At 43.1% G+C, this 26,189-nt stretch carries 22 protein-coding genes; 17 read left to right on the forward strand and 5 right to left on the reverse strand.

Annotation, left to right across the window (positions count from 1 at the left end; genetic code table 11):
* From BXY41_RS03115 to BXY41_RS03155, 9 genes are all read left to right on the forward strand, one after another.
* Positions 1-1,008 carry a glycosyltransferase family 2 protein gene (locus BXY41_RS03115; protein WP_104434650.1) on the forward strand — a complete coding sequence of 336 codons (1,008 nt, stop codon included), beginning with the start codon at positions 1-3 and terminating at the stop codon, positions 1,006-1,008.
* Complete coding sequence (locus BXY41_RS03120; RefSeq protein WP_104434492.1) at positions 1,005-3,197, forward strand: glycosyltransferase family 2 protein; 2,193 nt, start codon at positions 1,005-1,007, stop codon at positions 3,195-3,197. Before BXY41_RS03115 ends, BXY41_RS03120 begins: the two co-directional genes overlap by 4 nt.
* A 1-nt stretch (position 3,198) precedes the next feature.
* Positions 3,199-4,188, forward strand: a complete 990-nt coding sequence (locus BXY41_RS03125) for a glycosyltransferase family 2 protein (protein WP_104434494.1) — start codon at positions 3,199-3,201, stop codon at positions 4,186-4,188.
* Between the two features lie 98 nt (positions 4,189-4,286).
* Complete coding sequence (locus BXY41_RS03130) at positions 4,287-5,705, forward strand: undecaprenyl-phosphate glucose phosphotransferase (protein WP_104434496.1); 1,419 nt, start codon at positions 4,287-4,289, stop codon at positions 5,703-5,705.
* Positions 5,706-5,741: 36 nt separating this feature from the next.
* A complete protein-coding gene (locus BXY41_RS03135; RefSeq protein WP_104434498.1) occupies positions 5,742-7,625 on the forward strand; it encodes an LCP family protein in 1,884 nt (627 codons plus the stop codon).
* Between the two features lie 174 nt (positions 7,626-7,799).
* Positions 7,800-9,215 (forward strand): S1C family serine protease, encoded by a 1,416-nt coding sequence (locus BXY41_RS03140; RefSeq protein WP_104434500.1) that lies wholly within the window; start codon positions 7,800-7,802, stop codon positions 9,213-9,215.
* A 208-nt stretch (positions 9,216-9,423) separates the two neighbouring features.
* Positions 9,424-10,824 (forward strand): ATP-dependent Clp protease ATP-binding subunit ClpX, encoded by a 1,401-nt coding sequence (clpX, locus tag BXY41_RS03145; protein ID WP_104434652.1) that lies wholly within the window; start codon positions 9,424-9,426, stop codon positions 10,822-10,824.
* A 19-nt stretch (positions 10,825-10,843) separates the two neighbouring features.
* Positions 10,844-11,311: a signal peptidase II gene (locus tag BXY41_RS03150; protein WP_104434502.1), complete on the forward strand. Its 468-nt coding sequence runs from the start codon at positions 10,844-10,846 to the stop codon at positions 11,309-11,311.
* A gap of 87 nt (positions 11,312-11,398) precedes the next feature.
* Positions 11,399-12,676 carry an HlyC/CorC family transporter gene (locus BXY41_RS03155; protein ID WP_104434504.1) on the forward strand — a complete coding sequence of 426 codons (1,278 nt, stop codon included), beginning with the start codon at positions 11,399-11,401 and terminating at the stop codon, positions 12,674-12,676.
* A gap of 642 nt (positions 12,677-13,318) precedes the next feature.
* Here BXY41_RS03155 and BXY41_RS03160 read toward each other — a convergent pair.
* Positions 13,319-13,678: a TIGR04086 family membrane protein gene (locus BXY41_RS03160; RefSeq protein ID WP_104434506.1), complete on the reverse strand. Its 360-nt coding sequence runs from the start codon at positions 13,676-13,678 to the stop codon at positions 13,319-13,321.
* A 183-nt stretch (positions 13,679-13,861) separates the two neighbouring features.
* On the opposite strand from BXY41_RS03160, the gene scfA reads away from it, so the two are divergent.
* The 6 genes from scfA (at position 13,862) to BXY41_RS03190 (ending at position 19,945) form a co-directional block, all read left to right on the forward strand.
* Positions 13,862-14,008, forward strand: coding sequence for a six-cysteine ranthipeptide SCIFF (gene scfA, locus BXY41_RS03165; protein ID WP_097003442.1), 147 nt, complete (start codon positions 13,862-13,864; stop codon positions 14,006-14,008).
* Between the two features lie 128 nt (positions 14,009-14,136).
* Positions 14,137-15,531 carry a thioether cross-link-forming SCIFF peptide maturase gene (scfB, locus tag BXY41_RS03170; protein WP_104434508.1) on the forward strand — a complete coding sequence of 465 codons (1,395 nt, stop codon included), beginning with the start codon at positions 14,137-14,139 and terminating at the stop codon, positions 15,529-15,531.
* Between the two features lie 61 nt (positions 15,532-15,592).
* The gene (gene secD / locus BXY41_RS03175; protein ID WP_104434510.1) at positions 15,593-17,746 is read left to right on the forward strand and encodes a protein translocase subunit SecD; all 2,154 of its coding nucleotides are present in this window, start codon (positions 15,593-15,595) and stop codon (positions 17,744-17,746) included.
* Positions 17,747-17,762: 16 nt separating this feature from the next.
* Positions 17,763-18,905: a tRNA guanosine(34) transglycosylase Tgt gene (tgt, locus tag BXY41_RS03180; RefSeq protein ID WP_104434512.1), complete on the forward strand. Its 1,143-nt coding sequence runs from the start codon at positions 17,763-17,765 to the stop codon at positions 18,903-18,905.
* Between the two features lie 54 nt (positions 18,906-18,959).
* Complete coding sequence (yajC, locus tag BXY41_RS03185; protein WP_104434514.1) at positions 18,960-19,256, forward strand: preprotein translocase subunit YajC; 297 nt, start codon at positions 18,960-18,962, stop codon at positions 19,254-19,256.
* A 182-nt stretch (positions 19,257-19,438) separates the two neighbouring features.
* A complete protein-coding gene (locus tag BXY41_RS03190; protein WP_242980023.1) occupies positions 19,439-19,945 on the forward strand; it encodes a MarR family winged helix-turn-helix transcriptional regulator in 507 nt (168 codons plus the stop codon).
* Here BXY41_RS03190 and ymfI read toward each other — a convergent pair.
* Complete coding sequence (ymfI, locus tag BXY41_RS03195) at positions 19,904-20,635, reverse strand: elongation factor P 5-aminopentanone reductase (protein WP_104434518.1); 732 nt, start codon at positions 20,633-20,635, stop codon at positions 19,904-19,906. The genes BXY41_RS03190 and ymfI overlap by 42 nt on opposite strands.
* A 148-nt stretch (positions 20,636-20,783) precedes the next feature.
* Between ymfI and trxB the strand changes: the two genes are divergently transcribed.
* The gene (gene trxB / locus BXY41_RS03200; protein ID WP_104434520.1) at positions 20,784-21,707 is read left to right on the forward strand and encodes a thioredoxin-disulfide reductase; all 924 of its coding nucleotides are present in this window, start codon (positions 20,784-20,786) and stop codon (positions 21,705-21,707) included.
* 61 nt (positions 21,708-21,768) lie between these two features.
* Here trxB and BXY41_RS03205 read toward each other — a convergent pair whose 3' ends face one another.
* Genes BXY41_RS03205 through BXY41_RS03215 form a run of 3 tightly spaced genes read right to left on the reverse strand, consistent with a single transcriptional unit; the run spans position 21,769 to position 24,234 of the window.
* Positions 21,769-22,125: a hypothetical protein gene (locus BXY41_RS03205; RefSeq protein ID WP_104434522.1), complete on the reverse strand. Its 357-nt coding sequence runs from the start codon at positions 22,123-22,125 to the stop codon at positions 21,769-21,771.
* Between the two features lie 57 nt (positions 22,126-22,182).
* A complete protein-coding gene (locus BXY41_RS03210; RefSeq protein ID WP_104434524.1) occupies positions 22,183-23,526 on the reverse strand; it encodes a sensor histidine kinase in 1,344 nt (447 codons plus the stop codon).
* On the reverse strand, positions 23,527-24,234 hold the full coding sequence (locus BXY41_RS03215) for a LytR/AlgR family response regulator transcription factor (protein WP_242980024.1): 708 nt from the start codon (positions 24,232-24,234) through the stop codon (positions 23,527-23,529).
* A 245-nt stretch (positions 24,235-24,479) separates the two neighbouring features.
* Between BXY41_RS03215 and BXY41_RS03220 the strand changes: the two genes are divergently transcribed.
* Positions 24,480-26,174 carry an endo-1,4-beta-xylanase gene (locus BXY41_RS03220; protein ID WP_104434528.1) on the forward strand — a complete coding sequence of 565 codons (1,695 nt, stop codon included), beginning with the start codon at positions 24,480-24,482 and terminating at the stop codon, positions 26,172-26,174.
* The last annotated feature ends 15 nt before the right edge of the window (positions 26,175-26,189 follow it).

Below are 26,189 nucleotides of genomic sequence, written 5' to 3' on the forward strand. Positions count from 1 at the left end.
ATGAAAACAATAAGCATTGTAGTTCCCTGTTATAATGAGGAAGAAAACGTAGAAGCCATGTATCAGGCCATATCAGGCGTTTTTAAAAGGGAATTAAACAAATACCGTTATGAACTGATTTTTATTGATAATGATTCCGCGGACAGAACCAGAGAGATCATACGTAATTTATGCTCAAAGGACCAGGGGGTAAAGGGAATCTTTAATGCGAAAAATTTTGGTCAGTTCAACTCCCCATACTATGCCATGCTTCAGTCTGACGGCGACTGTACGATTTTGATGGCAGCAGATTTTCAGGATCCGGTGGAGATGATCCCCAGATACGTAAAGGAATGGGAAGACGGCTATAAAATCGTAATCGGAATTAAAAAGTCCAGCAAAGAAAGTAAGATCATGTACTGGCTGAGAAGCTGTTACTATAAGATGATTAAAAAACTGTCCGATGTGGAGCAGATCGAACATTTTACCGGATTCGGACTTTATGATAAGACATTTATTCATGTTTTAAGACAGCTTGATGATCCCACTCCGTTTCTTCGGGGAATCGTGGCTGAACTTGGTTTCAGAAGAAAAGAAATTCCTTACGAGCAGCCCAAACGGCGGGCAGGAAAAACCAGCAATAACTTTTATAAGCTCTATGATGCAGCCATGTTAAGCATTACTTCCTACACAAAGGTCGGACTTCGTCTGGCGACGATTTTTGGAAGTATCTGCTCCTTCGCCAGCATGATGGTAGCTCTTGTTTATCTAATTTTAAAGCTGATTTACTGGGACCGTTTCCCTGCTGGAATGGCGCCTCTCCTGATTGGCATGTGCTTTTTAGGATCCGTTCAGATATTTTTTATCGGTCTTGTAGGGGAGTATATTCTTTCCATCAATGCCCGCATAATGAAACGTCCACTTGTGATTGAAGAAGAGCGGATTAATTTTACCTGCGATGCACAGGAAGATACAGATGAGGATCTGCTTCTTATGGCAGCCTCCATGGAGGATGGGAAACAGAGATGAAATATAAGATAGATGTTATGAGAATCCGGGACAATTCCATCGTATTAAACGGCTGGGTGATCGGAAAAACTCCGGAAGAAGAGGTACAGTTCCAGGTGCTTGATGAGCAGGATACCCCTGTGGAATTCAAATACGTACCGGTACGCAGAGACGATGTAAGCCAGATTTATTTTAAGAAGACAGTTGAGAAAGATCTTGGATTTGATATCCGGATTCCTTATGTGAGGGACAGTAAAAAAGACCGGACTCTGGTGATTCAATGTGAAAACAAGTCAGTGGCGGTAAAGCTGAATGCAGATATTATTGAAAAGCAGAACAGCTCTTCCCACAAAAAGTCAGCAAAATTAAAGAGCATGATGAATAAGCAGACCCTGCAGTCTGCCATGGATTTTCTTATGGAAAACGGGCTCAAAGCTTTCGTGATTAAATCCAGACATAAACTTCAGGGCATTGACAGCGATTACGATTATCCGGAATGGGTCTCCCTTACAAAAACAACGGAGGAAGAACTGGCACAGCAGAGAGAGACCGTATTTGACTATATGCCAAAACTTTCCGTTGTCATACCTGCTTACAAAACACCGGAACGTTTTCTTTCTGCAATGCTTGATTCCCTTCTTGCCCAGACCTATACAAACTGGGAGGTCTGTGTGGCTGACGGAAGTCCCAGGGGAGAGGGTGTGGAGCGGGTATTAAAGCGCTACGCCATGAAGGATGAAAGGTTCCGTTATGTGATACTGGGAGAAAACAAGGGCATTTCCGGCAATACCAATGCTGCCATTGAGATGGCTACCGGTGATTTCATTGTCCTCGCAGATCATGACGATACTCTGGCGCCTGATGCACTGTTTGAATGTGTAAAGGCCATTAATCAGGATCCTGAGATTGATGTGGTTTATACCGATGAAGATAAACTTGATATCGACGGAGGGGAATTGTTTGAGCCTCATTTCAAACCTGACTTCAATCCGGATTTATTAACCAGTGTCAACTATATCTGCCATTTGTTTGTGGTAAATCATGAACTGCTTCTGGAAGTAGGATTATTTAAGGAAGAATTTGACGGAGCTCAGGATTATGATTTTATTTTACGGTGTACAGAGAAGGCAAGGAAAATCTGTCATATTCCAAAAGCGCTTTACCACTGGCGGTGCCATCAGGATTCAACAGCCAGTAATCCGGAAAGCAAGCTTTATGCTTTTGAAGCCGGTGCCAGAGCTGTGAAAGCCCATTATGACCGGTTGGGAATCCCTGTGAAGTCTGTTGAAAAGGGGATAGACTACGGCATCTACCACACAACATTTGAAATTACCGGAGATCCTCTGGTATCTGTGATTATTCCAAACAAGGACCACAGTGCAGACCTGGATCTATGCATGCGTTCCCTGATTGAAAAATCAACTTATAAAAATCTGGAATTCATTGTAGTGGAAAATAACAGCGCGGATCCGGCAACATTTGCCTACTATGAAAAGATTCAGAAGGAATTTGAATTTGTTCATGTTGTAACCTGGGAAAGAGAATTCAATTATTCTGCCATTAATAATTTTGGTGTTACCTTTGCAAAGGGAGAGTACCTTTTGTTTTTAAATAACGATACGGAGCTGATCAATCCCGAGAGTATGGAAGAGATGTTAGGATACTGCCAGAGAGAGGATGTAGGAATTACGGGAGTGAGGCTTCTGTATTCCGATGATACCATTCAGCATGCCGGAGTCGTTGTGGGATTCGGCGGAATTGCAGGCCACACCTTTATCGGTCTTCATAAAGCGGAGAGCAGCTATTTCAACCAGGCCATGTGCGCAAGAAATTACAGTGCAGTTACCGCAGCCTGTATGATGAGCAAGCGATCCCTGTTTGATCAGGTGGGAGGATTTTCCGAAGATCTGGCAGTTGCATTTAATGACATTGATTACTGTATGAAGATTCGTTCCTTAAATAAACTGGTTGTTTACGTACCTTATGCCCTGTTCTATCATTATGAGTCAAAGTCCAGAGGACTGGAGGACACACCAGAAAAGGTGGAACGCTTCAACAGGGAGATTAAGAAATTTTCAGAAAAATGGCCGGATATTTTACGGGACGGTGATCCCTACTATAACCCCAATTTAACTCTTCGCAAATCCAATTTTGCACTGAGGGATTTGAAGAAAGAAAAAATAGGGGAACCCTATCAGTTAGAGGTTTAAAATGCAAAAGAAAGTAACAATCATTATTCCCAATTATAACGGATTAAAATTTATGGAACCCTGTTTTAAGGCCTTAAGAGCTCAAAGTGATCAGAACTTTGAGCTTCTTGTGGTGGATAACGGCTCCACTGACGGCAGTGTAAAATGGCTGGAAGACCATCAGATTCCGTCCATATTTTTAGAAGAGAATACGGGATTTTCCGGTGCTGTCAATATCGGAATACGGGAATCCGTGACCCCCTATGTCATACTGCTAAACAATGATACAGAGCCTCAGCCGGATTACGTAAAAGAGATGGTAAAAGCCATCCAGCGTTCTCCTAAGATATTCTCCGTCAGCAGTAAGATGATTCAGCTTTACCATAAAGATCTGATGGATGATGCCGGAGATATGTACAGCGTATTGGGCTGGGCCTATCAACGGGGGGTGGGACAAAAAAGCAGCGGGTATAAAAAAGCCTGCCGTGTATTTTCTGCCTGTGCCGGCGCTGCCATTTACCGGAGAGAAGTTTTTGATAAGATCGGAGGCTTTGATGAGGACCATTTCGCATATTTGGAAGATATCGATGTGGGATACCGGGCGAAGATCTGCGGTTATGAGAACTGGTACTGCCCCAAAGCTGTGGTATATCATGTGGGGAGCGGAACCAGTGGTTCCAAATACAATTCCTTTAAAGTAAAACTGGCTGCAAGAAACAATCTTTATCTGAATTATAAAAATATGCCTTTCCTCCAGTTAATCCTGAATTCTCTCCCCATTCTGGCGGGAATGGCAGTAAAATATATGTTTTTCCGTCGGATTGGCTTCGCTTCTGATTATATCGAAGGAGTGAAGGAAGGGCTGAAAACTTTGAAAAAAACAAAGAAAGTCAGGTTTCAAATGTCCCGCCTTGGTAATTATATAAGAATTGAGGTAGAGCTGATATTGGGCACATTTCTCTATGTTTGGGAATTTATGAAAAGGAAACTAAAAATTGACAGGTCAATTTAAGAATATTTTAATGGCATCATATTGACATATCATGTATAATAAACGGGAAATTATCATGGAAGAGTATGGAGTCATGCAAGTAGGAAGGTTTTGCTGCTATGATTAAAGATAATCAAAAAAAATTTAATGGGTTTCATGTAGTACTGGATGGACTGGTTATAATTCTGTCTTATGTGATTGCCTGGCTGCTTCTTTTACTGGGTAACTGGTTCTTCAGCCCTTATAAGCAGGTTCTGCCACCTCAGTACTATTTTGCGGCGCTTCTCCTGATTTTGCCGACCTATCTGCTCCTCTACGGCATTTTCCAGCTGTATGCACCGAAGCGGGTTCAGGAAAGGCGTTACGAGTTTACTAATATCTTAAAAGCCAACGTACTGGGGCTTCTGCTTTTTACCCTCAGTCTGTTCCTGGTTAAGAAAAACCCGTATTTCAGTGAGTTTTCAACCAGACTGGTTTTTTATTTCTTTGCTGTTAATGTAATATTGGAGACAGCGGAACGAAATTTAATCCGTATAGCCCTTCATTCCATGCGGACCAAGGGATACAATCAGAAGCATATCCTTCTGATCGGCTACAGCCGTGCAGCAGAAGGCTTTATTGAACGGGTGCGTATGAATCCTGAATGGGGCTATCAGATCAAAGGAATTCTTGACAATAAGAAAGAATGGGGTTATGAGTTTAAAGGAATCCATGTCATAGGAAAGGTAAGTGACTTGGATGAGATACTTGCCCTCAATTCCCTTGACGAAATTGCCATCACCCTAAGCATCAGCGAATATGCGGATTTAGAACGGATTGTGGCTTCCTGTGAGAAATCAGGAGTACACACAAAATTTATACCTGATTATAATAATATGATTCCCACAAGGCCTTACATTGAAGACCTCCAGGGGCTTCCTGTGGTCAATATCCGGCGTGTGCCGCTGACTGACCCGGTAAATGCCCTGTTAAAACGGGCGGTAGACATATTCGGAGCAGCCTTTGCTCTTTTGGTCTTTTCGCCGATTATGCTTCTTACTGCCATATTAATCAAGCTTACTGCTCCCGGTCCTCTTATCTATAAGCAGGAGAGAGTCGGGCTTCACAACCGGTCATTCCATATGTACAAATTCCGGTCCATGGTGGTACAGGCTCCTTCAGAAGAGAAAATGAAGTGGACAACCAAACACGATTCCAGAGTTACCCCAGTGGGGCGTTTTATCAGAAAGACCAGTATTGATGAGATGCCGCAGTTTCTTAATGTATTAAGGGGAGATATGAGTCTGGTGGGTCCAAGACCAGAACGGCCTCTTTTCGTGGAAAAATTTAAAGAGGAAATCCCAAGGTACATGATTAAACATCAGGTACGCCCCGGAATCACAGGCTGGGCTCAGGTTAATGGGCTTCGGGGAGACACTTCCATTACAAAACGGATTGAACATGATCTTTATTATATTGAAAACTGGACACTGGGATTTGATATTAAGATCCTGTTCCTGACGATGTTCAAAGGGTTTATTAATAAAAATGCGTACTGATATCGGATACGACACAATTAGGATGAGGATAAGTAAATGAGAAATGATTTTGATGATGAATTAAACCGTGAAAGCTCACGTAAAGAAAGGCGCGGTTCTGATTCGAAGCCAGATTCTGCCAGCAGCAGCGGGCAGCCCATGTTTAAAGGACAATCATCAGCAGGCAGACAGCAGGCATCGTCAGGCGCAACACGCAGACAGCAGGAAGGCGCTGCCAGACCCCAAAGGACTGGTGCAAGGCAGCCGGAAGAGAACAGGGCCAGAACGAACATGGAACAGGAAAACCGCAGAAGCCGCGCCTCTAAAGAGGAAGGAAGAACACCCGCGAGAGATCAGATCGTGATCGGAGACGGTGCTTCCAGACAGCAGCCAAGAATTTCTCCTCAGGAGAAGGCCGCTGCAGCCAGCCGGTTAGCTGCTCATACAGAAAAAAAGAGACGGATCCGTAAATTCATAATCCTTGCAGTTGCAGAAATATTTACCCTCGCACTTATTTTCTCCTATGCGTATGTGGCGAGACTCATGGGTTCGATCCAGAAGCCTGATAATTTTAATACAAATCAGGTACGCAACGAAGTAATGACTGCAGATCAGAAGAAGCATATGACCGGATATCGGACCATAGCAGTATTCGGTGTTGACAGCCGTGATGGTAATGTAAATAAAGGAACCAATGCCGATGTTATTATGCTTTGTAACATCAACAGAGGTACTGGAGAAATAAAAATTGTATCCATTTTCCGTGATACATATTTAAACATCAATGAAGGCAATACTTATAATAAAATTAATGCAGCCTATGCAAACGGCGGTGCTGCCCAGGCACTTGCAGCAATTAACAGAAACTTAGATCTGGATGTCACTGAGTATGTGACCTTCAACTGGAAGTCCGTAGCAGATGGAATTAACATGCTGGACGGCGTGGATATTGATATCAGCAAGGCTGAATTCCGCTATATCAACTCCTTTATTACAGAGACTGTTGAGAAAACCGGAGTCCCATCCGTTCATTTAAAATCAGCTGGTCTCAACCATTTAGATGGCGTTCAGGCCGTGGCCTACGCCAGACTCAGAAAGATGGATACAGACTTTGCAAGAACAGAGCGTCAGCGTCTTGTAATTCAGAAATCTTTTGAAAAGGCAAAGAAAGCGGATCTGGGTCTGCTTAACAGAATTCTTCTTATGGAAGTTGACCAGATCGGCTCTAATTTAACATTCAGTGATTTTACTGAACTGTTATTAGATATTGGTAAATATCACATTGGTGAAACAGGCGGCTTCCCATATGCCCGCGGTGATATGGACATAGGTAAAAAAGGTGACTGTGTAATTCCTCAGACATTGGAAACAAACGTGGTACAGCTGCATAAATTCCTTTTCGACAAGGACAGCTATGAACCCTCCGATATGGTGAAAAAGATCAGTGCCAAGATTGCGGCTGATTCCGGCATGTATAAGCAGGGAACAAGCGTGGATCATGTGCCTACGGACAAGGGATATGATGGCGGAGACAAAACCAAACCGGCGGTAAAGGAGACGAAGAGTACAGAGGCAGAAGAGACCAGCAAAGAGGAAACTGTGAGTGCTACTGACGAATTCGGAAACCCTGTAAAGACTACTGAAAGCTCTGAAAACGTCACCGGACCCACAAAAGAAACCAAGCCTAATGAAACCACCAAAGGCACCGGAAAACCGGGAGAATCAAAACCAACTACCTCAGGAACCACTGAGACAACCACTGCATCGGCTGGACCTGGAACCAGCGAGACAACCAAGGCAGCTGTCCCGGAGGAAACAAAGACCACAGGTCCTGGTGAAGCTCCCACGAAACAGCAGACCGATACGGCTCCCACCACAGCAGCGACAGCTCCAGGGGGCAATACAGATACAGTTGTAGTTCCTGCACCTCCAGTCAATTAAATTTAAAATAAAATACAAAATCCCTGCACACAGCGCTTTGCAAAAAAGCTCTTTTTGCAGGGATTTTTTCAATTCACATATTCAATATAGATTTATCACAGAATGGTCACATTTCATTGGTAGACTTTGTTTATCAGATGAGATAACAAACATACATGAAAGGAGATTGATGTTATGTATGACGAAAATGACAATATTGAAACAGGCCGGGTAAACCCGGAAGCCAATAAAGATGAAGCCGTAACAACCAATTTTATAATGAGAGATCCGGAACCGGAAAAGGAACAGTCTCAGAACACCATTCCCCATTATCAGGAATACCGTTATCAGAGAACACCGGACCAGACCCCTTATGAAGAAGAAGGAAAGAAACGGAAAAAAGGCAATTTTGGAAAAAAGGCAGCAGCAGTTGTTGGAAGCGCTCTGGTCTTTGGAATCGTTGCCGGAAGCACCATAGTGGGAATCAACTGGGCAGCAGGCTCCTATGCTCAAAATAAATCGGTAGAGATAAGCCGTGCGGAAACCCTTCCCACAGCACAGGCAAATAACTCACTTCCCGCTTCCAATACATCCAGCATTTCCACAATCAATGACGTTTCTCCTATCGTTGACAAAGCAATGCCATCGGTAGTTGCCATTACAAGCAAGGTGGTCTATGAAAGTCAGACATGGTTTGGCCCCATGCAGCAGGAAGGAGAAGGAAGCGGTTCCGGAATTGTTGTTGGCAAAAACGATGATGAGCTTTTAATTGTGACCAACAACCACGTGGTTCAGGGAGCCAAGGAGTTAAAAGTTACCTTTATTGACCAGACAGCCGTAGATGCAGCCATTAAAGGAACCGACGCAGACAGTGATTTAGCAGTGATAGCAGTTCCATTAAAAAATATCTCCTCTGACACATTATCCAAAATAGCAATTGCCTCACTTGGAAAATCCGAAACATTAAAAGTAGGTCAGGGCGTTATTGCCATCGGTAATGCACTTGGATACGGCCAGTCCGTAACCGTAGGTTATATCAGTGCACTGGACCGCGCTGTACAGACCGAAGACGGAACAAACCGTGATCTGCTTCAGACCGATGCAGCCATCAACCCAGGTAACAGCGGCGGCGCACTTTTAAATATGCAGGGAGAAGTAATCGGCATTAACTCAGCCAAATATTCCTCTACAGAAGTAGAAGGTATGGGATACGCCATTCCGATCTCCAAAGCCCAGACAATCATAGACGGTCTCATAACCAGGAAGACCAGAACTCAGGTTGCAGACAATGATCAGGGTTATTTAGGAATCCAGTGCAAGAACATTGATTCCACCACCAGCCAGCAGCTTGGTATGCCACAGGGTGTATTTATCTACAAAATTGTAGAAGGCGGAGCAGCTTCCCAGTCAGATCTTCGTGAAAAAGACATCATCACCAAATTCGACGGACAGGGAATTAAAACCTATGATGACTTAACAAGCATGCTCAAATACTATGCAGGAGGAACAAAAGTATCTCTGACTGTACAGTCACTTGAAAACGGCCAGTATGTAGAACGTAATGTTGACATCACCCTGGGCAAAAAGCCGGCAGACGCCAATCAGCAATAAACAATAAAACAATAAAACACTAAGACATGAAACTCCCGGGATTCCAAGTAGAATTCCGGGAGTTTTCCCATTTCATTAAAAAACTCTAAACTGTCTGTCTCCTCTTGTACGACTCTTTTAAATGCTTTATAATAATCTGATATACAGTATAGAATTACAGACAAAAGGAGATTATACTTTGAACGATAAAGATTTTCTGGAGGAGAAGATGGAAGACAATAAGATCCAAAACTCTGATATTGATAAAGAAAAAAAAGAAGACGAATCAGAATACGAAAAAATCTGTTACGTATGCCGCAGACCAGAAAGCAAAGCAGGCTCCATGGTATCCATGCCAGGAGGCATGAACTTATGCCACGACTGTATGCAGAAAGCCTTTGATTCCGTTACTCAGGGAGGTCTTGACCTAAGCAAGCTTCCCGGAATGCCCTACATGAACTTGAACCTCAACGACTTGGGAAGCTTAAACAAAGATCTGGAGATCCCAAAGAAACAAAAGATCAAAAAGAGATCCGACAAAGAGCCCCAAAAGCAGCTGGAGCGAAAAGACATCCCAGCCCCTCATACCGTCCGTCAGAAGCTTGACGAATACATCATCGGCCAGGAGCAGGCGAAGAAAGCCATATCCGTAGCAGTTTACAATCACTATAAGCGGGTATACTTAGCAGACACAGCGCAAAACGACGAAGATGCCGTCCAGATCGAGAAATCCAACATTCTCATGATCGGGCCAACCGGCAGCGGCAAGACCTATCTGGTAAAGACATTAGCCAGACTCTTAGATGTCCCCCTTGCAATCGCAGATGCCACCTCCTTAACAGAGGCCGGATACATCGGCGATGACATTGAAAGTGTAGTATCAAAGCTGCTTTCTGCCGCAGATAACGATGTAGAGCGGGCAGAACGTGGAATCATCTTCATCGATGAAATTGACAAAATTGCAAAAAAGAAGAATACCAGCAGCAGAGATGTAAGCGGCGAGTCCGTCCAGCAGGAACTATTAAAGTTACTGGAAGGAAGCACCGTAGAAGTTCCTGTAGGTGCAAACCAGAAGAATGCCATGACCCCCATGACCACCGTACGCACCGAGAACATCCTGTTCATCTGCGGCGGAGCCTTCCCTGATCTGGAGGATATCATCAAAGAGCGCCTCAAAGAAAAGACCTCCATAGGATTTTCTTCCGAATTAAAAGACAAGTACGACAAGGATGCCAACATACTTTCACGTGTAACCAATGAAGACCTGAAAAAATTTGGAATGATACCCGAGTTCCTCGGACGACTGCCCATCACAGTCACTCTGGAGACCTTAACCAAAGAACTGTTAGTCCGGGTATTAAACGAGCCAAGGAATGCCATATTAAAACAGTATCAGAAGCTTTTGGAGCTGGACGAGGTAAAACTGGTATTTGAAGACGAAGCCCTGGAATGGATTGCAGAGGAGGCACTGAAGAAAAAGACCGGTGCAAGAGCCCTCCGTGCCATTATAGAAAGCTTCATGCTTGACATCATGTATGAGATCCCCAAAGACCCCAACATCGGTTCCGTCATCATCACCAGAGCTTACTTAGACAAAAACGGAGGCCCTCTCATTCAGATGAGAGGATAAGAAGAAAGGAGAGTGGAACATGCTATATATCGGCATTATAGGTATCCTTGCGGCTCTCGACTTATTCATCAAGCAGGCCATAGAACAGCAAAACGAATCAGACTTCCCCAAAGAATTACAGAAAAGCGGCGGTAAGATCCTTTTATACAAGAATCACAATCCCGGCTTCTCCTTTGGCTATTTAAAAGACCACCCGGAGCTTGTTTCCATGATTCCCCTGGCAGTTGCTTCCTTCATCGGAGGAATGTTAGCATGCCTCTTAAAAAGCAAAGGAAAAACAGCAGAAAAGCTTGCCTTCTCCATTGCCCTTGGGGGAGCGGTCAGCAATCTGTACGACCGGCTGGTTCGTCATTACGTAGTGGACTATTTCAGCATTCAGTACGGAAAGCTGAAAAAAGTGGTCTTTAACCTGGGTGATTTATTCATCTTTCTGGGCGCTGGTCTCATCATCATCATTGAAACCATACGTACATTCAAAGAACGCTAAACTAAAAAAAACGGCTGTCTTCTTGACACAGCCGTTTTTCTATTGTACAATCATTCGTAAAATATAAAAAAACAGGAGTTGATTTTTTTGGATTCGAGTGACTATATACAGTTGCTTACGTTAGTTTTATTAGTTTCATTATCAGCATTTTTCTCATCCGCTGAGACAGCACTTACGACGGTGAACCGGATCAGGGTCAGAACACTGGCAGAAGCAGGCAACAAGAATGCCATTACGCTTACGAAGATACTGGAAAACCAGGGCAAGATGCTCAGCGCAATTCTCGTTGGAAACAATGTGGCAAATTTAACCGCCTCTTCTTTGTCCACCACACTTGTCATGAGTATTTGGGGAAATAAGGCGGTCAGCATTGGAACCGGCATTCTGACCCTTGTAATATTGGTTTTCGGTGAAATTTCCCCTAAGACCATATCAACCCTATATTCCGAAACAATTGCATTAAGGTATGCAAAAATCGTCTACGCATTTATGACAATCATGACACCAGTCATTTACGTAGTACACATCCTATCCTCCAGCTTTTTGCGTTTCATCCACGTAAACCCCAACAAAAAGCAGGATTCCATTACAGAAGACGAACTGAGAACCATCGTAGATGTAAGCCATGAAGAAGGCGTAATTGAATCAGAAGAAAGAAAGATGATTAACAATGTTTTCGATTTTGGCGATTCCGTAGCCAGGGACATCATGATACCCCGTATTGACATGACATTAGTAGATGTGAATGCCACATACGAAGAGCTCATCGATATTTTCCGTGAAGAGATGTACACCAGAATTCCCGTTTACGAAGAAACCAATGACAATGTAATTGGAATTATCAACATGAAAGACCTTCTTTTAACCGATAACAGCACCGATTTCAACATCCGTAATTTCCTAAGAGAGCCCCTCTATACATATGAGTACAAAAAAACGGCTGAACTCATGATAGAGATGCGTCAGACCTGTAACAACGTGGTTATTGTCCTGGACGAATACGGAGCGACAGCCGGCATGATCACTCTGGAAGATTTACTGGAGGAGATTGTAGGAGAGATCCGTGATGAATACGATGAAGACGAAGAAAACGAGCTTGTAGAAGTAGCCCCGCTGGAATACCTGGTGGAAGGTTCCATGAAGCTGGACGATTTAAACGACAGACTTGGTCTGGAACTGGAATCAGAGGACTACGATTCCATAGCCGGATTAATCATCGGACTGTTAGACCGTCTTCCCGAGCAGGGAGAAGAAGTAGTTTGCAATAATATCAGGCTGGTAGTAGAGGCACTGGATAAGAATAGAATTGATAAAGTAAGAATGTATCTGGGGGTTGAAGAAACAGGACAGCCCAAGAGGGACTGAGACGGAGTTTCGGCGGGATAACTTCTAAGGCCGGACAGGCACAAAAAACATGGGATCGGAAACACTTCACCCGAATTTCTGAAAGAAATTCGCGCTCAGGGTTTCCTCGGAAATTGGCTTTGAAGCCAATTTCCGCCCATGTTTTTTGCACCTCTCCGGCCTAAGAAGTTCTAACCCCGCCTCCAAACCGTCTCCGCCCCTCTTGGTCTGTCCTGTTTCCAGCGACGCATCAGGCCCCTCCACTGTTAAAAAAACTCCTCCACGTCATCAATCCTAAAGAAGTAAAGGTGCTTATTTCACCTTTTCGTCCGCGACGTTTTTTCCCAGATGGAGAAGCAGTGTTGAACAGAAAATGAGGAGTCCGGTCCCCGGATACAGCGATTTGTGCAGGGCGTCGATAGGTGTTAGGGAGAGGAAGTGCAAAAATGAGGACAAAAAACGGACTCACAAAGTCCGTTTTTTAGGCGCCCTGAGTCGGGTTTTCATCAAGAAAACCTGACGAATGGTGCCGGTGTCCTTATTTTTGTGCTTTCTCACCCTTACACCTATCCCGCCCGAAACCATGAGCGTATCCGGGGACCGGACTCCTCATTTTCCGCCAGCCCCCCATGCCTCCCCATCTCTAAACCAACCGTCCTCCCACTAACTAAGCATCCCCCCCGCAGTCCCACTAGCTGCGCAGATCGCCATGGTAGTCAGTATCTGATTCATCGACCCGTTAATCCCTCTGTTCAGCATAAAGGAAACTGCCAGCAGCACAAGGAAATACAAAAGACCCAGTAACAGGCCCCAGAAGAATCTCCTCTGCTTTATGCTCTTCCCCATGAGAATCCCTCCAAAGAGACAGGTGATAATGTAAACTGCATTGACACCCAGCCGGATCTGACCTTCCTTCAGCCGGAATCTATAAAGCGCTAAGGCCAGGATCACCAGCAGGACTCCGGTCAATATGTAGGTGACAAGCAGATTTCTAAGTGTGACCTGAAGCTTTGATTTTTCCATGTTTTTTCTCCTTATGTCTTGTCTTCTGGTTCAGTATATTCGTCCATCAGGGAGGATATTCGAATATATTGGCGGTTGAAAAAAATGTTTCGGCGCCTCCCTGAGGGGGCAATTCATCTTGCACTGGTTAAAAACATGTGGTATAATCTCAAAGAATTAGGCAAATACAGGAGGTGTAAGTTTATGAAACACGTAAAAACATTAAGTTCCAGTACATTAAAAGAATCTATGAAAAAAGGCGGCTGCGGTGAGTGCCAGACTTCCTGTCAGTCAGCTTGCAAAACATCCTGTACAGTAGGTAACCAGAGCTGCGAGAACAGCAATCGCTAGTATAAAACTGTATAGTACAGCCATAAGGCAGATAAGCACATGCCCCTACGGTCGTTAGACGGTAGGGGTTGCTTCGCTTGTCTGCTAAAAATGATTACGGGTTTAAATTTTAATTAAGGAGAATACAAGTGATCCATCAATATATTAATAACGGCTTCCATATTATTATGGATGTCAACAGCGGGTCTGTTCATTCGGTTGATCCGGTTATGTATGATGCTGTAAAGATTGCAGCTCAGCTGGTACCGGATATGGAAAAGGCTGCAGCGCTTCCAAAGGAAGCGGAAGAGAAAGTGCTTTTGGAGCTTTTAAGTACCTATGAAGAGGCTGAGGTGAGAGAGGCTCTGGAAGAAATTCAGTTTCTGATTGATGAAGGGGAACTGTTTACCAAGGATATTTACCATGATTATGTGGTTGATTTTAAAAAGAGAAAGACCGTTGTGAAGGCTCTTTGCCTGCATATTGCTCATGACTGCAACCTTGCATGCAAGTACTGCTTTGCGGAAGAAGGGGAGTATCATGGACGCCGTGCGCTGATGTCATTTGAGGTTGGTAAGAAGGCGCTGGATTTTCTGGTTGAGAATTCGGGAAATCGTAAGAATCTGGAAGTGGACTTTTTTGGCGGCGAACCGTTGATGAACTGGGACGTTGTAAAACAGCTTGTTGAATACGGGCGCTCAAAAGAGAAAGAATATAATAAGAAATTTCGTTTTACCATGACTACCAACGGTGTCCTTTTAAATGATGAGATTATGGAATACTGTAATCGGGAAATGAGCAACGTGGTGTTAAGTCTTGATGGACGGAAAGAAGTGAATGATCAGATGAGGCCGTTTAGGAACGGGAAGGGAAGCTATGAGCTGATTGTTCCTAAATTTCAGAAGTTCGCAAAACTGAGAGGGGAAAAGGATTATTATATCCGGGGGACTTTTACACGGAATAATATGGATTTTTCAAAAGATGTTCTGGAGTTTGCGGATCTTGGTTTTGAGAGCATGTCCATTGAACCGGTTGTGGCTCAGGATGAAGAGGACTATTCCATCAGACAGGAAGATATTCCTGCTATTTTAGAGGAGTATGATAAGCTGGCTGTTGAGTATATTAAGAGACAAAAGGAAGGAAGAGGATTTAATTTCTTCCACTTTAATATTGATCTGACTCAGGGACCCTGTGTGGCAAAGAGATTGTCTGGCTGCGGTTCAGGGACCGAGTATCTGGCGGTTACGCCATGGGGGGATTTCTATCCATGCCACCAATTTGTCGGAGAAGAAGAATTTCTTCTGGGCAATGTAGATACAGGTGTGACAAACACACAGATCCGCGATGAATTTAAACTTTGCAACGTTTATGCAAAAGACAAATGCCGGGATTGCTTCGCAAGGTTTTATTGCAGCGGGGGCTGTGCAGCTAATTCCTATAATTTTCATGGTAGCATTACAGATGCGTATGATACTGGCTGCGAGATGCAGAAGAAGCGGATTGAGTGTGCGATCATGATCAAGGCGGCGTTGGCGGAAGGCTAAGACTGAACGTTCAAGCATTTAGTCTTAGACTTGTGTATTACAAAAGTGAAGGAGAGAAGTAATGAAAAGCAACAAAGGTAAAGGGTTATTGGGGCTGATTTTTGCTCTGGCAATGGTTGGATTAACCGGTTATTTCGGATATACCACCATGAGTGACATTAAGCTTGGACTGGATCTGGCGGGGGGCGTCAGCATCACTTATCAGGCAAAAGAAGAGAAACCAAGTGCTGAGAATATGAAGGACACGATCTACAAACTTCAGCAGAGGGTTGAGAACTACAGCACAGAGGCAGAGGTGTACCAGGAGGGAGACAACCGTATTAATGTTGATATCCCTGGCGTATCAGATGCCAATGCAATTCTTGAAGAGCTTGGAAAACCTGGCTCCTTAACATTTACAGATGAAGCGGGAAAAGTTATTTTAAATGGTAATCAGGTAGCAACAGCAAAGCCGGTTATTACTGAAAATAACGGCATCAAGCAGTATATGGTAGATCTGACCTTTACTGATGAAGGAAAAAAAGTATTCGGCGATGCCACAACTGCCAATGTTGGAAAACGAATTGCTATTATTTATGATGGAAAGGTTTATTCAAACCCCGTTGTTCAGGAACCAATTACTCAGGGACAGTGTCAGATCAGCGGAATGAGCTCTTATGAAGAGGCGGAAACCCTGGCTTCCACAATCCGCATCGGATCTCTTTCTCTGGAGCTGGAAGAATTACGTTCCAATGTAGTAGGTGCAAAGCTTGGACAGGAAGCGATTACTACCAGCTTAAAGGCAGGTGTAATCGGATTTGCGATCGTAGCAGTGTTTATGATTCTGGTTTATTTACTGCCTGGTTTTGCATCAGTGGTAGCATTGTCTATTTATGTAGGTGTTATTTTAATTCTGTTAAAGGCATTTGAAGTCACACTGACTCTTCCGGGAGTTGCAGGTATTATTCTTTCCATCGGTATGGCGGTGGATGCAAACGTTATTATTTTTACCCGTATCAAAGAAGAGATCGGATACGGAAAAACGGTTAAATCAGCGATTGAAGCCGGTTTTCATAAAGCGTTGTCAGCAATCATCGACGGTAACGTCACAACTCTGATCGCTGCGGGCGTACTGTTCTGGAGAGGCTCCGGTACAGTAAAGGGATTTGCCGCCACATTGGCTATCGGTATTGTGCTTTCCATGATTACAGCACTGTTTGTAACCAAATTTGTATTAAACAGTCTGTTTCAGTTAGGTTTTGATAATGAGAAGCTTTATGGAATTAAAAAAGACAGGAAACCTTTTGATTTTGTTTCTAAACGCGTAATCTGGTTCTCAGCCTCTATACTTGTTATTGTACTTGGGTTTGTATGGCTTGGTGTCAATCAGTCTCAGACCGGAAGTATTTTAAATTACAGTATGGAGTTTAAAGGCGGTACATCTACAAATGTAACGTTTAATGAAGACATGACACTGGAGAAGATTTCTTCAGAGGTAGTTCCGGTTGTGGAAGAGGTGACTAAGGATGCAGATGTTCAGACACAGAAAGTAGCTGGAAGCAATGAAGTAATTATTAAGACCAGAACCTTAACTGTGGATGAAAGAGAAGTACTGAATAAATCCATGGTGGATCACTTTGGTGTGGAACAGGAAAAAATTACTGCTGAAAGTATTTCTGGTGCAGTCAGCCAGGAGATGAAGCGGGATGCAGTTGTGGCTGTTATCATAGCTACTATCTGTATGCTTCTGTACATCTGGTTCCGGTTTAAGGATATCCGGTTCGCCAGCAGTGCAGTACTGGCGCTGGTTCATGATGTATTAGTTGTGTTTACCTGTTATTCTGTGCTCAGATGGTCAGTAGGTTCAACATTTATTGCATGTATGCTTACTATTTTGGGATACTCTATTAATGCAACCATCGTTATCTTTGACCGTATCCGCGAAAACTTAAAGACCCAGAGTAAGATGGAACTGATTGAAATTGTTAACTTAAGTATTACTCAGACATTCACCAGAAGTATTAATACCTCTCTTACCACATTTATCATGGTATTTGTACTGTATATCATGGGTGTTTCCTCCATTCGGGAGTTTGCCCTTCCTCTTATGGTGGGTATTGTATGCGGTACTTATTCTTCCGTATGTATGACAGGATCCCTGTGGTATATTATGACAGTGAATAAGGGGAAAAAGAAATCTGGTGTAAAAGCAACTGCTAAAAACAGCAAAAAATAAAAGTAAGGAATTGTAAATGAACTATAAAATCATTGCAAAAGACGGACGTGCAAAACGGGCGGAAGTGACTACGGTGCATGGAACAATCCAGACGCCGGTGTTTATGAATGTGGGAACGGTAGCAGCCATTAAAGGGGCTGTTTCCACCGATGATCTCAGGGAAATTAAAACCCAGGTGGAACTTTCCAATACCTATCATCTTCATGTGCGCACAGGCGACCGGTTGATTAAGGAATTTGGCGGTCTTCACCAGTTTATGAACTGGGACCGCCCTATTCTTACAGACTCCGGTGGTTTTCAGGTATTTTCTCTGACCGGACTCAGAAAGATTAAGGAAGAGGGTGTGTACTTCCAGTCTCATATTGACGGACACAAGATCTTTATGGGTCCGGAAGAGAGCATGCAGATCCAGTCCAATCTGGCATCTACCATTGCTATGGCGTTTGATGAATGCCCTCCTCATCCGGCTACCAGGGAATATATGCAAAACAGTGTGGACCGTACCACCAGATGGCTGGAGAGGTGCAGGAAAGAGATGGCAAGGTTAAATGAGCTGCCTGATACCATTAATAAAGATCAGCTGCTCTTTGGTATTAATCAGGGCGGAACGTTTGAAGACATCAGAATAGCCCATGCCAAAACCATATCTGCCATGGATCTGGATGGATATGCTCTGGGCGGTCTTGCAGTAGGAGAGAGCCACTCGGAGATGTACCGGATTCTTGATGAGACGGTGCCTTATCTGCCTGAGAATAAGCCTACTTACCTGATGGGAGTTGGAACTCCGGCGAATATCCTGGAAGGTGTGGACCGGGGAGTGGATTTCTTTGACTGTGTTTATCCGTCAAGAAACGGCCGTCACGGCCACGTTTATACAAACCATGGAAAATTAAATTTATTTAATTCCAAATTTGAACTGGATCATAAGCCGATTGAAGAAGGGTGCCAGTGCCCCGCCTGCCGTTCCTACAGCAGAGCTTACATCAGGCATTTATTAAAAGCAAAAGAAATGCTGGGCATGAGATTATGTGTCTTGCATAATCTGTATTTTTATAATACAATGATGGAAGAGATTCGCGAAGCAATCGAGAATCACCGTTATGGAGAGTATAAGGAGAGGAAACTGTCCGGCATGATGGCCGGTGGTTCCGAGGCATAAGGCCCCCTTTTCGGACAGGCAGACGGCAGATCGATATTTAAGGAGGAAACGGTTATGTTATTAGCAACAGGCGGTACAATGGGCATGGGTTTCTGGGTAATTTACATTGCAGTAATCTTTGGCTTCATGTATTTTATTGCGATCAGACCACAGAAGAAAGAGAAAAAAAGACAGCAGGAGATGTTCGCCAGTATTGCAGTGGGTGACAGTATATTAACCAGCAGCGGATTTTATGGAGTTATTATCGATATGACTGATGATACTGTTATCGTTGAATTTGGCAATAACAAAAACTGCAGAATTCCTATGCAGAAGTCACAAATTGCACAGGTTGAAAAGCCAGAAGCATAAAAATTATTACCCGGAAAAGGATTTCTTTTTCCGGGTTTTTTCTATACAGGGTTGACAGGTGCATTTCTATGAGATATACTTCAAAAGTAAACGGTTCAATAATGAACTATTGAAAACGTTGTAATAGCTGCCATAGTATACAGTGGGGAAATTTTCTCATATGATTTAATAAGGGTGTTGTTATGAATGAGTCTATAACCAATATGCCAGGAGAAAGAATGAGACAGGAAGAAGAGTGCTGTCTGGCATGTTTTGTAAAAATTGATAAGGTATACCAGAAGCTGTGCAGCCAGTCTGTATCGGAATATGGTTTCACTCCCAATGAGATAGTAGTTATGATGTTTCTGGCCAATAGTGAAGGACTGAAAAGTGCTTCGGAGATCGCGCAGTATAGAAATATCTCCAAGGGCCTGATCGCAAGATCTGTGGATTCTCTCAGTGAGAAAGGATATTTAACAGCAGACCGGGATAAAAATGACAGAAGGCTGGTCCGCCTCCAGCTTACGAAAAAAAGCGAGGAAATTGTGGAACGGATCAGGCGGTGCAGGAAGGAATTTGTGGAGGAACTCCACAGGGAGATTCCCGAAGAAGATCTTAAAATCCTTCACCGCACCGCGTCAATCATGAATCAGAATGTGGAGAGCTTTTTAAATAAATCCTCCGTCAAGACCGATGATCTGACCGGTTAGATAGGAATTTTTATAACCCAGGTGATAGACAAGATCTGCCACCTCTTCCGCTTTTCCCAGTCTTCCGGCTGGAATCTCATCGATGAGAGCGATTAATTCATCTTCGCTTAGAAACTGATTCATCTCCGTATCGATGGCTCCGCATGCCACTGCATTGACCTGGATATTACTTGGGGCCAGCTCTTTGGCCAGAGCTTTGGTGAATGCATTAATCCCACCCTTGGTGGCGGAATAGGCGACTTCACAGGATGCACCCGAGACACCCCAGATAGAGGAGATGTTTATGATTTTGCCCTGCTTGCGTTCCAGCATTCCCGGAATTGCCAGCTTGGAACAATGAAAGGCAGAGGTTAAATTGGTCCGTATAATTCGGTCCCAGGCTTCTGTCGTCATATCCTGAAGGAGTCCGATGTAGGAGATCCCTGCATTATTAACCAGTACATCCAGAGAACCAAACTGTTTTTTTATCATCTGGAAGAGTTCCTGGCACTGATTCATATCTCCCATATCACCCATATAGGAAAGGCAGGAGATCTGATAGGACTCCAGTTCCTTCCTGGTCTGCAAAAGGCGGTCTTCATTATGAAGACAGTTAATGACCACATTATATCCTTTTTTTGCAAATTTGACAGCAATGGCCTTTCCGATTCCCCGGGAAGCGCCAGTTACAAGTACTGTTTTTCTAGACATAAAACCACCCTTTCTGTCGTTATGTGATGCTATTATTTTAACAAATTCTGCTTTAAAATGCAACGAGGGCATTGCATACAAAAAGACGGGTGAGATATAATGATTACAAAAGAATCTGTAATATAAATAAAGAAAGCAGGTAGATAAAATGAATGAGATTTATGACGTTGTGATTATAGGGTCAGGTCCGGCAGGTCTTACTGCTGCAGTATATGGAAAAAGAGCTGAGCTAAAGATGGTAGTGATTGAAAAAGAAGTCGCCAGCGGCGGCCAGATTCTCAATACCTACGAAGTGGATAATTATCCGGGTCTTCCCGGAATTAACGGATTTGACTTGGGTATGAAATTTCGGGATCATGCAGAAAAGCTGGGAGCTGATTTTGTCACAGACGAAGTGCTTCGGATTGAGGCAGCAGACGGAGAATTTACCGTTGTAGGTCAGGAGAAGTCCTATGTAACAAAATCGGTCATTATCGCAACTGGTGCTCTGTATAGAAAGCTCAGCGTCGTTGGAGAGAAAGAACTGACCGGAATGGGTGTTTCCTATTGTGCAACCTGTGACGGAGCATTTTTCCGAAACAAGGTAGCCGCCGTTGTAGGCGGAGGCGATGTGGCAATCGAAGACGCCATATTCCTTTCCAGAATGTGCAAGAAGGTGTACTTAATTCACAGAAGAGACGAACTGCGCGGTGCAAAGACACTGCAGACCCAGTTATTTAACCAGGAGAATGTTGAAATCATCTGGGATACCGTAGTCGAAGAAATAGAAGGCGGAGACCAGGTTGAGTCTCTTACCATAAAGAATTCCAAAACGGAAGAAACAAATAAACTTTCCGTTGATGGCGTGTTTATTGCAGTGGGAATTAATCCACAGAGCGAGGCCTTTGATAACCTTGTGGAAATGGATCATGGTTACATCAAGGCAGGAGAGGACTGTGAGACCAATGTCCCCGGTATTTTTGCTGCAGGTGATGTTCGGACCAAACAGTTAAGACAGGTATCCACGGCAGTTTCAGACGGGGCCAATGCAATTACAAGTGTAGAACGTTATCTGACAAGATACGGAAAGTAAAAAACTGATTAAAATAAATCCTCCGATAAGGGTATGCATTGCCTTTATCGGAGGATTTTTGCTAACCGTTAAATTCCTGTTTTTCAGATTCATAAGTATCAAAAGGATTTCTGGAAGAAACTGCTTCCTTGTTTTGGCTTCCTGCTTTTTTCTGCGAGGATGTAGCCTCTGCTTTTAATTGCTGTATCTGCTTGTCTAATTCCTTGATCCTCTTTTCCAGCTCTTTGTATTTCTCACTTTGCTGCAAAGCGAAAGGATTTCTTTCTTTATCCCGCTGCCCCTCCAGTTTCCCCTTTTCCTTATCCAGGGTTTTTATCTGCTGTTCAATATCGTCGGTATTGTCCTGTTCTGGCTGTGTAACAGGGCCTGTTTCAGACGGGAATTGTGGTGGGGATATCCCTATGCTGCTGATATTCATCGTAATGCCTCCTTTTTTTCTGAGATACTATGAATATATAAGGGATATCATGGAGATTCAAGTGAGATGCATTGAGATGCTGTCTGAGTGTTGTGGAATGAGAAAAAGTACGGTTAATCGAAATGTTTTGGGAGTTTTTTCAATTTGAACTGTACCATGGTATTTCTCGGCAACCGCTTTTATACTCTGAAGTCCGATTCCAGTACCACTGACGGGCAAAAAAACGTCAGAACGGCTGTTTTTGATGTTAATCATAAAAAAGTCGCCTTTCTGAATTGTTTTCAGAGTTAGAAATGGACCGGTTTGATTTCCTGCAATACAGGCTTTAACAGCATTATCTACCGCATTGGAGAATAGGATGCACAAATCCATATCATCGAGCATACAGTTGTCAGGAATTTTCACGGTGCAGTCAACATCGATTCCCTTTTGATGCGCAATTCCCAATTTATTTGTTAACAGGATATTTAATACCGCATTTCCTGTCTGGCATGGAAAGGTAAGCTGATCGGACATAGTGGTCAGCTTTCCAAGATATTCCAATGCTTTATCTGCTTCTCCTGTTTTTAAAAAGCCGCCAAGAACGGTCCAGTGACCATTTAAGTCATGCCGGAACGTTCTTGTCATTTCATATCGCATCTGCATTTCCTGGACCGAGTTGGCCTGAGCATTTACCTGCTGTTCCAGAAGCGTATTGCGCATCTGAAGAGCGAAACCTTTCAGTAATTCTTTATAAGCAAAAAGAACTGCAAACAGGCATAGATAGGCTGCTATCTGAATGATCAGCATGGTCCAGTCATTTACCTCAGGAGAAATTCTGGTTCCATCAGCACTGACAGTAACTGTATTTCCATATATTGAAAAAACATACTGCATAACCAGAAGCACAAAGAGGATTGGCAGCATCAGTATCAGGATATATGGCAGCATGGGAACTTTTCTGTCTTTCAGCCATGTCAGGACAAGGCGATAGGAGAAAAAAACAGTTATCATCACCAACAGACCGCTTATTGTTGTAAGAACCATTGTATAGGGAAATAGGACTGTTAAGAGGAGGCTTAACAATGACTGAAATATGCCGTTAACAACTTGCATAATGCAGATGGCAAGTATGGCTGCAGTTGCGGATATTGCCGGTGCACATTTTAAAGCCAGCCAGCCGAATAAAAAAAGTGCGCCCAGTTCCATAAAGGTAGATAGAGAAAATGCAGCTCGTATGGATATTTCCATAGAAGCCAACAGGTATATGATCAGTATGTAAGAAGCAAAATAATACCATTTTACTTTCTTATTTGAAAATCTGCTGAAAAACCAGACTTCCATACAGGCAAGACAGGCATTTAAAAAGCAAAAAAAGTAAATAAAATCAAACCACCTGTTAAACAGTTCCGTGAATGGCATCTATCTGTCTCCTTTCTTCATATAGTTTAACATTGCTTCCATGAACGCCTGCATACGTAGTCTTGAAACCGGTATGCTCTCCCCGTTGACCAGTTTAGCCTGGCCATTTTCATATCCGCATACGGCCTTAAGGTTAACAAGATAGCTGCGATGGCAGCAGAAGAAATCAGGTTCCAGCTGATTTTCCAATGAATTAATCTTAAAATAGTAGTCGATAATTTCCTGTTTTGTATGAACGAAGATTTTTCTGTTAATTGCTTCGCAGTATAAAATATCCGAGAATGGGATTGATTTACACCAGGCTCCTTTCTGAATGGTTAAAACGGCTGTTTTTTTATCCTGAACATGTTGAAGAACGCGGGCCATTGTAGATTGAAAGTGCTGAGTGTCTAAGGGCTTTAACAGATAATCCGAAGCTTCTACGGAAAAGGCATCATAGACATATTCTTTCAGGATAGTAACAAAAATAAGAAAGCTTTCCAAACCGGACTGCCTGATCTGTTTTGCTGCTTCCATACCAGTCATATTTCCCATCTGTATGTCCAGAAAAATAATATCATAGAATTCATCGCTTATAAGCAGGTCCTCAGCACAGGAAAATGAATGAACCTCGGCTTTATAACTGGTTTCACTCATATAATCGAATATCCTGTTTTTTAACTCAAGTATCATATTGTCATTATCATCACATACAGCAATATTAATCAAACTCAGTACCTCAGCATCAAATAGTATAAAAAGCCACATTAAGAATACCTTTGACGGTTAAAAAATTCAAGTGGAATGTGGTGAAATGCAGTCAGATTGAATTGATATGTCAGGCAAAAAATTTAACTATATAATTAACCATGTTTTTTTATAAGATTCATCCGGTTGTGAAATACGCCTTAATTGATAGAATTGTTAGTAAGACGCAATTGTTTGCGGCAAAATAATAGGAGGGAAAATAAGAGATGAAAAGATTACTGGGGAAAACCGGGGCGGTCTGTGTGAGTATTCTGGTCTGTCTTAATATGACAATGGGAATGTCTCTGGCAGACGAGCAGTCTACTAAAGATCAGGAGAAGAAAGAAGTTCATATAGAAAATCTCACTCCCTTAAAGGATATTTATAAGGGAAAATTCCTGATTGGAAACATTTATAACAGCATTAACCTTACGGGAGTGGATAGAGATATGGTACTTCATCATTTCAATGTGGTTACACCGGAAAATATGATGAAACCAGATGCCATGCAGCTGCAAAAAGGCGTATTTACTTTTGAGTCGGCAGATGCCATGACCGGATTCTGCCAGGAGAACGGTTTAAAGACGGTGGGGCATACACTGGCATGGCATAGTCAGACGCCTGATTGGATGAATGCGGCATGCGGACGGGAAGAAGCAATTGGCAGACTGAGAGATCACATTTCAAATGTTGCAGGGCACTACAGTGGAAAACTATTATCCTGGGATGTGGTAAACGAAGCGATTCAGGATGGAGCAAAACTTCCAGCAGATGGAAACTGGAAATCCTGTTTACGGGATACTCCCTGGCTAAGAAATATTGGAACTGATTACATAGAACTGGCTTTTCAGTTTGCCCATGAGGCAGATCCCAATGCAAAATTATATTATAACGATTACAATTTAAATGATAACAACAAAGCCGAAATAGCAGCCGCTATGTATACTGATTTAAAGAAAAAAGGTATACCCATTGACGGAATCGGTATGCAGGCGCACTACAGTACCACGCTGCCTGTGGCTACGGTAGAACATTCCCTGGAACTGTTTAAAAAGACCGGGGCTGAAATTTCAATAACAGAGCTTGATGTAGTAGTCAGTAAGGCGAAGGAAACCGGGCTTACCAAGGAAGAGGAGATCGCTCAGGCGCAGACGTATGCCCAGCTTTTCAGACTTTATAATCAATATTCGGATGTCATTGAAAGAGTGACATTTTGGGGCTATACGGATACAAGAAGCTGGAGAAGCTCCAGTTTCCCCTGTTTATTTGACGGAGATTACAAAGCCAAAGAAGCTTATTATGCAGTTGCAGATCCTGACGGATATTTAAATAAACATCCTCTGAAAGAGATTCCAGAGCCAAACACCATAAACGCAGTAAAAGGTACACCGGTAATTGATGGAACAGTGGATGAAATCTGGAATCAGGCTAAGGAAGAACCGGTTCGTATTATGACAATGGCATGGCAGGGCGCAACTGGTACTGTAAAAACACTTTGGGATGAAAAAAATATTTATGTTCTTGTCCGTGTTAAAGATAAAACCTTAAATACTGATAGTAAAAATGCTTATGAGCAGGATTCTGTGGAACTGTTCTTAGATGAAAACAATGACAAATCCTACTATTATCAGGAAGACGACGGGCAGTTTCGCGTTTCCTGTAAAAACATGGTGACCTTTGGAAGCAATGGGAAAAGAGAAGGATTTCAGTCATCTGTGAAAGTGACGGAAGATGGATATCTTGTAGAAGCAAAGATTCCACTTACCACCACAGCTGAAAAAGGGAAAGTTATGGGATTTGATGTTCAGATCAATGACAGCAATGAGCGGGGAGAGAGAATCAGCGTAGCAAAATTTAATGATGATTCTGATAATTCCTGGCAGTCAACTGCCCGATGGGGAAATCTTCTTTTAAAAGAGTAAATAAAAAATGCCTCA

This window comes from Lacrimispora xylanisolvens (assembly GCF_002934545.1).
GTDB lineage: Bacteria > Bacillota > Clostridia > Lachnospirales > Lachnospiraceae > Lacrimispora > Lacrimispora xylanisolvens.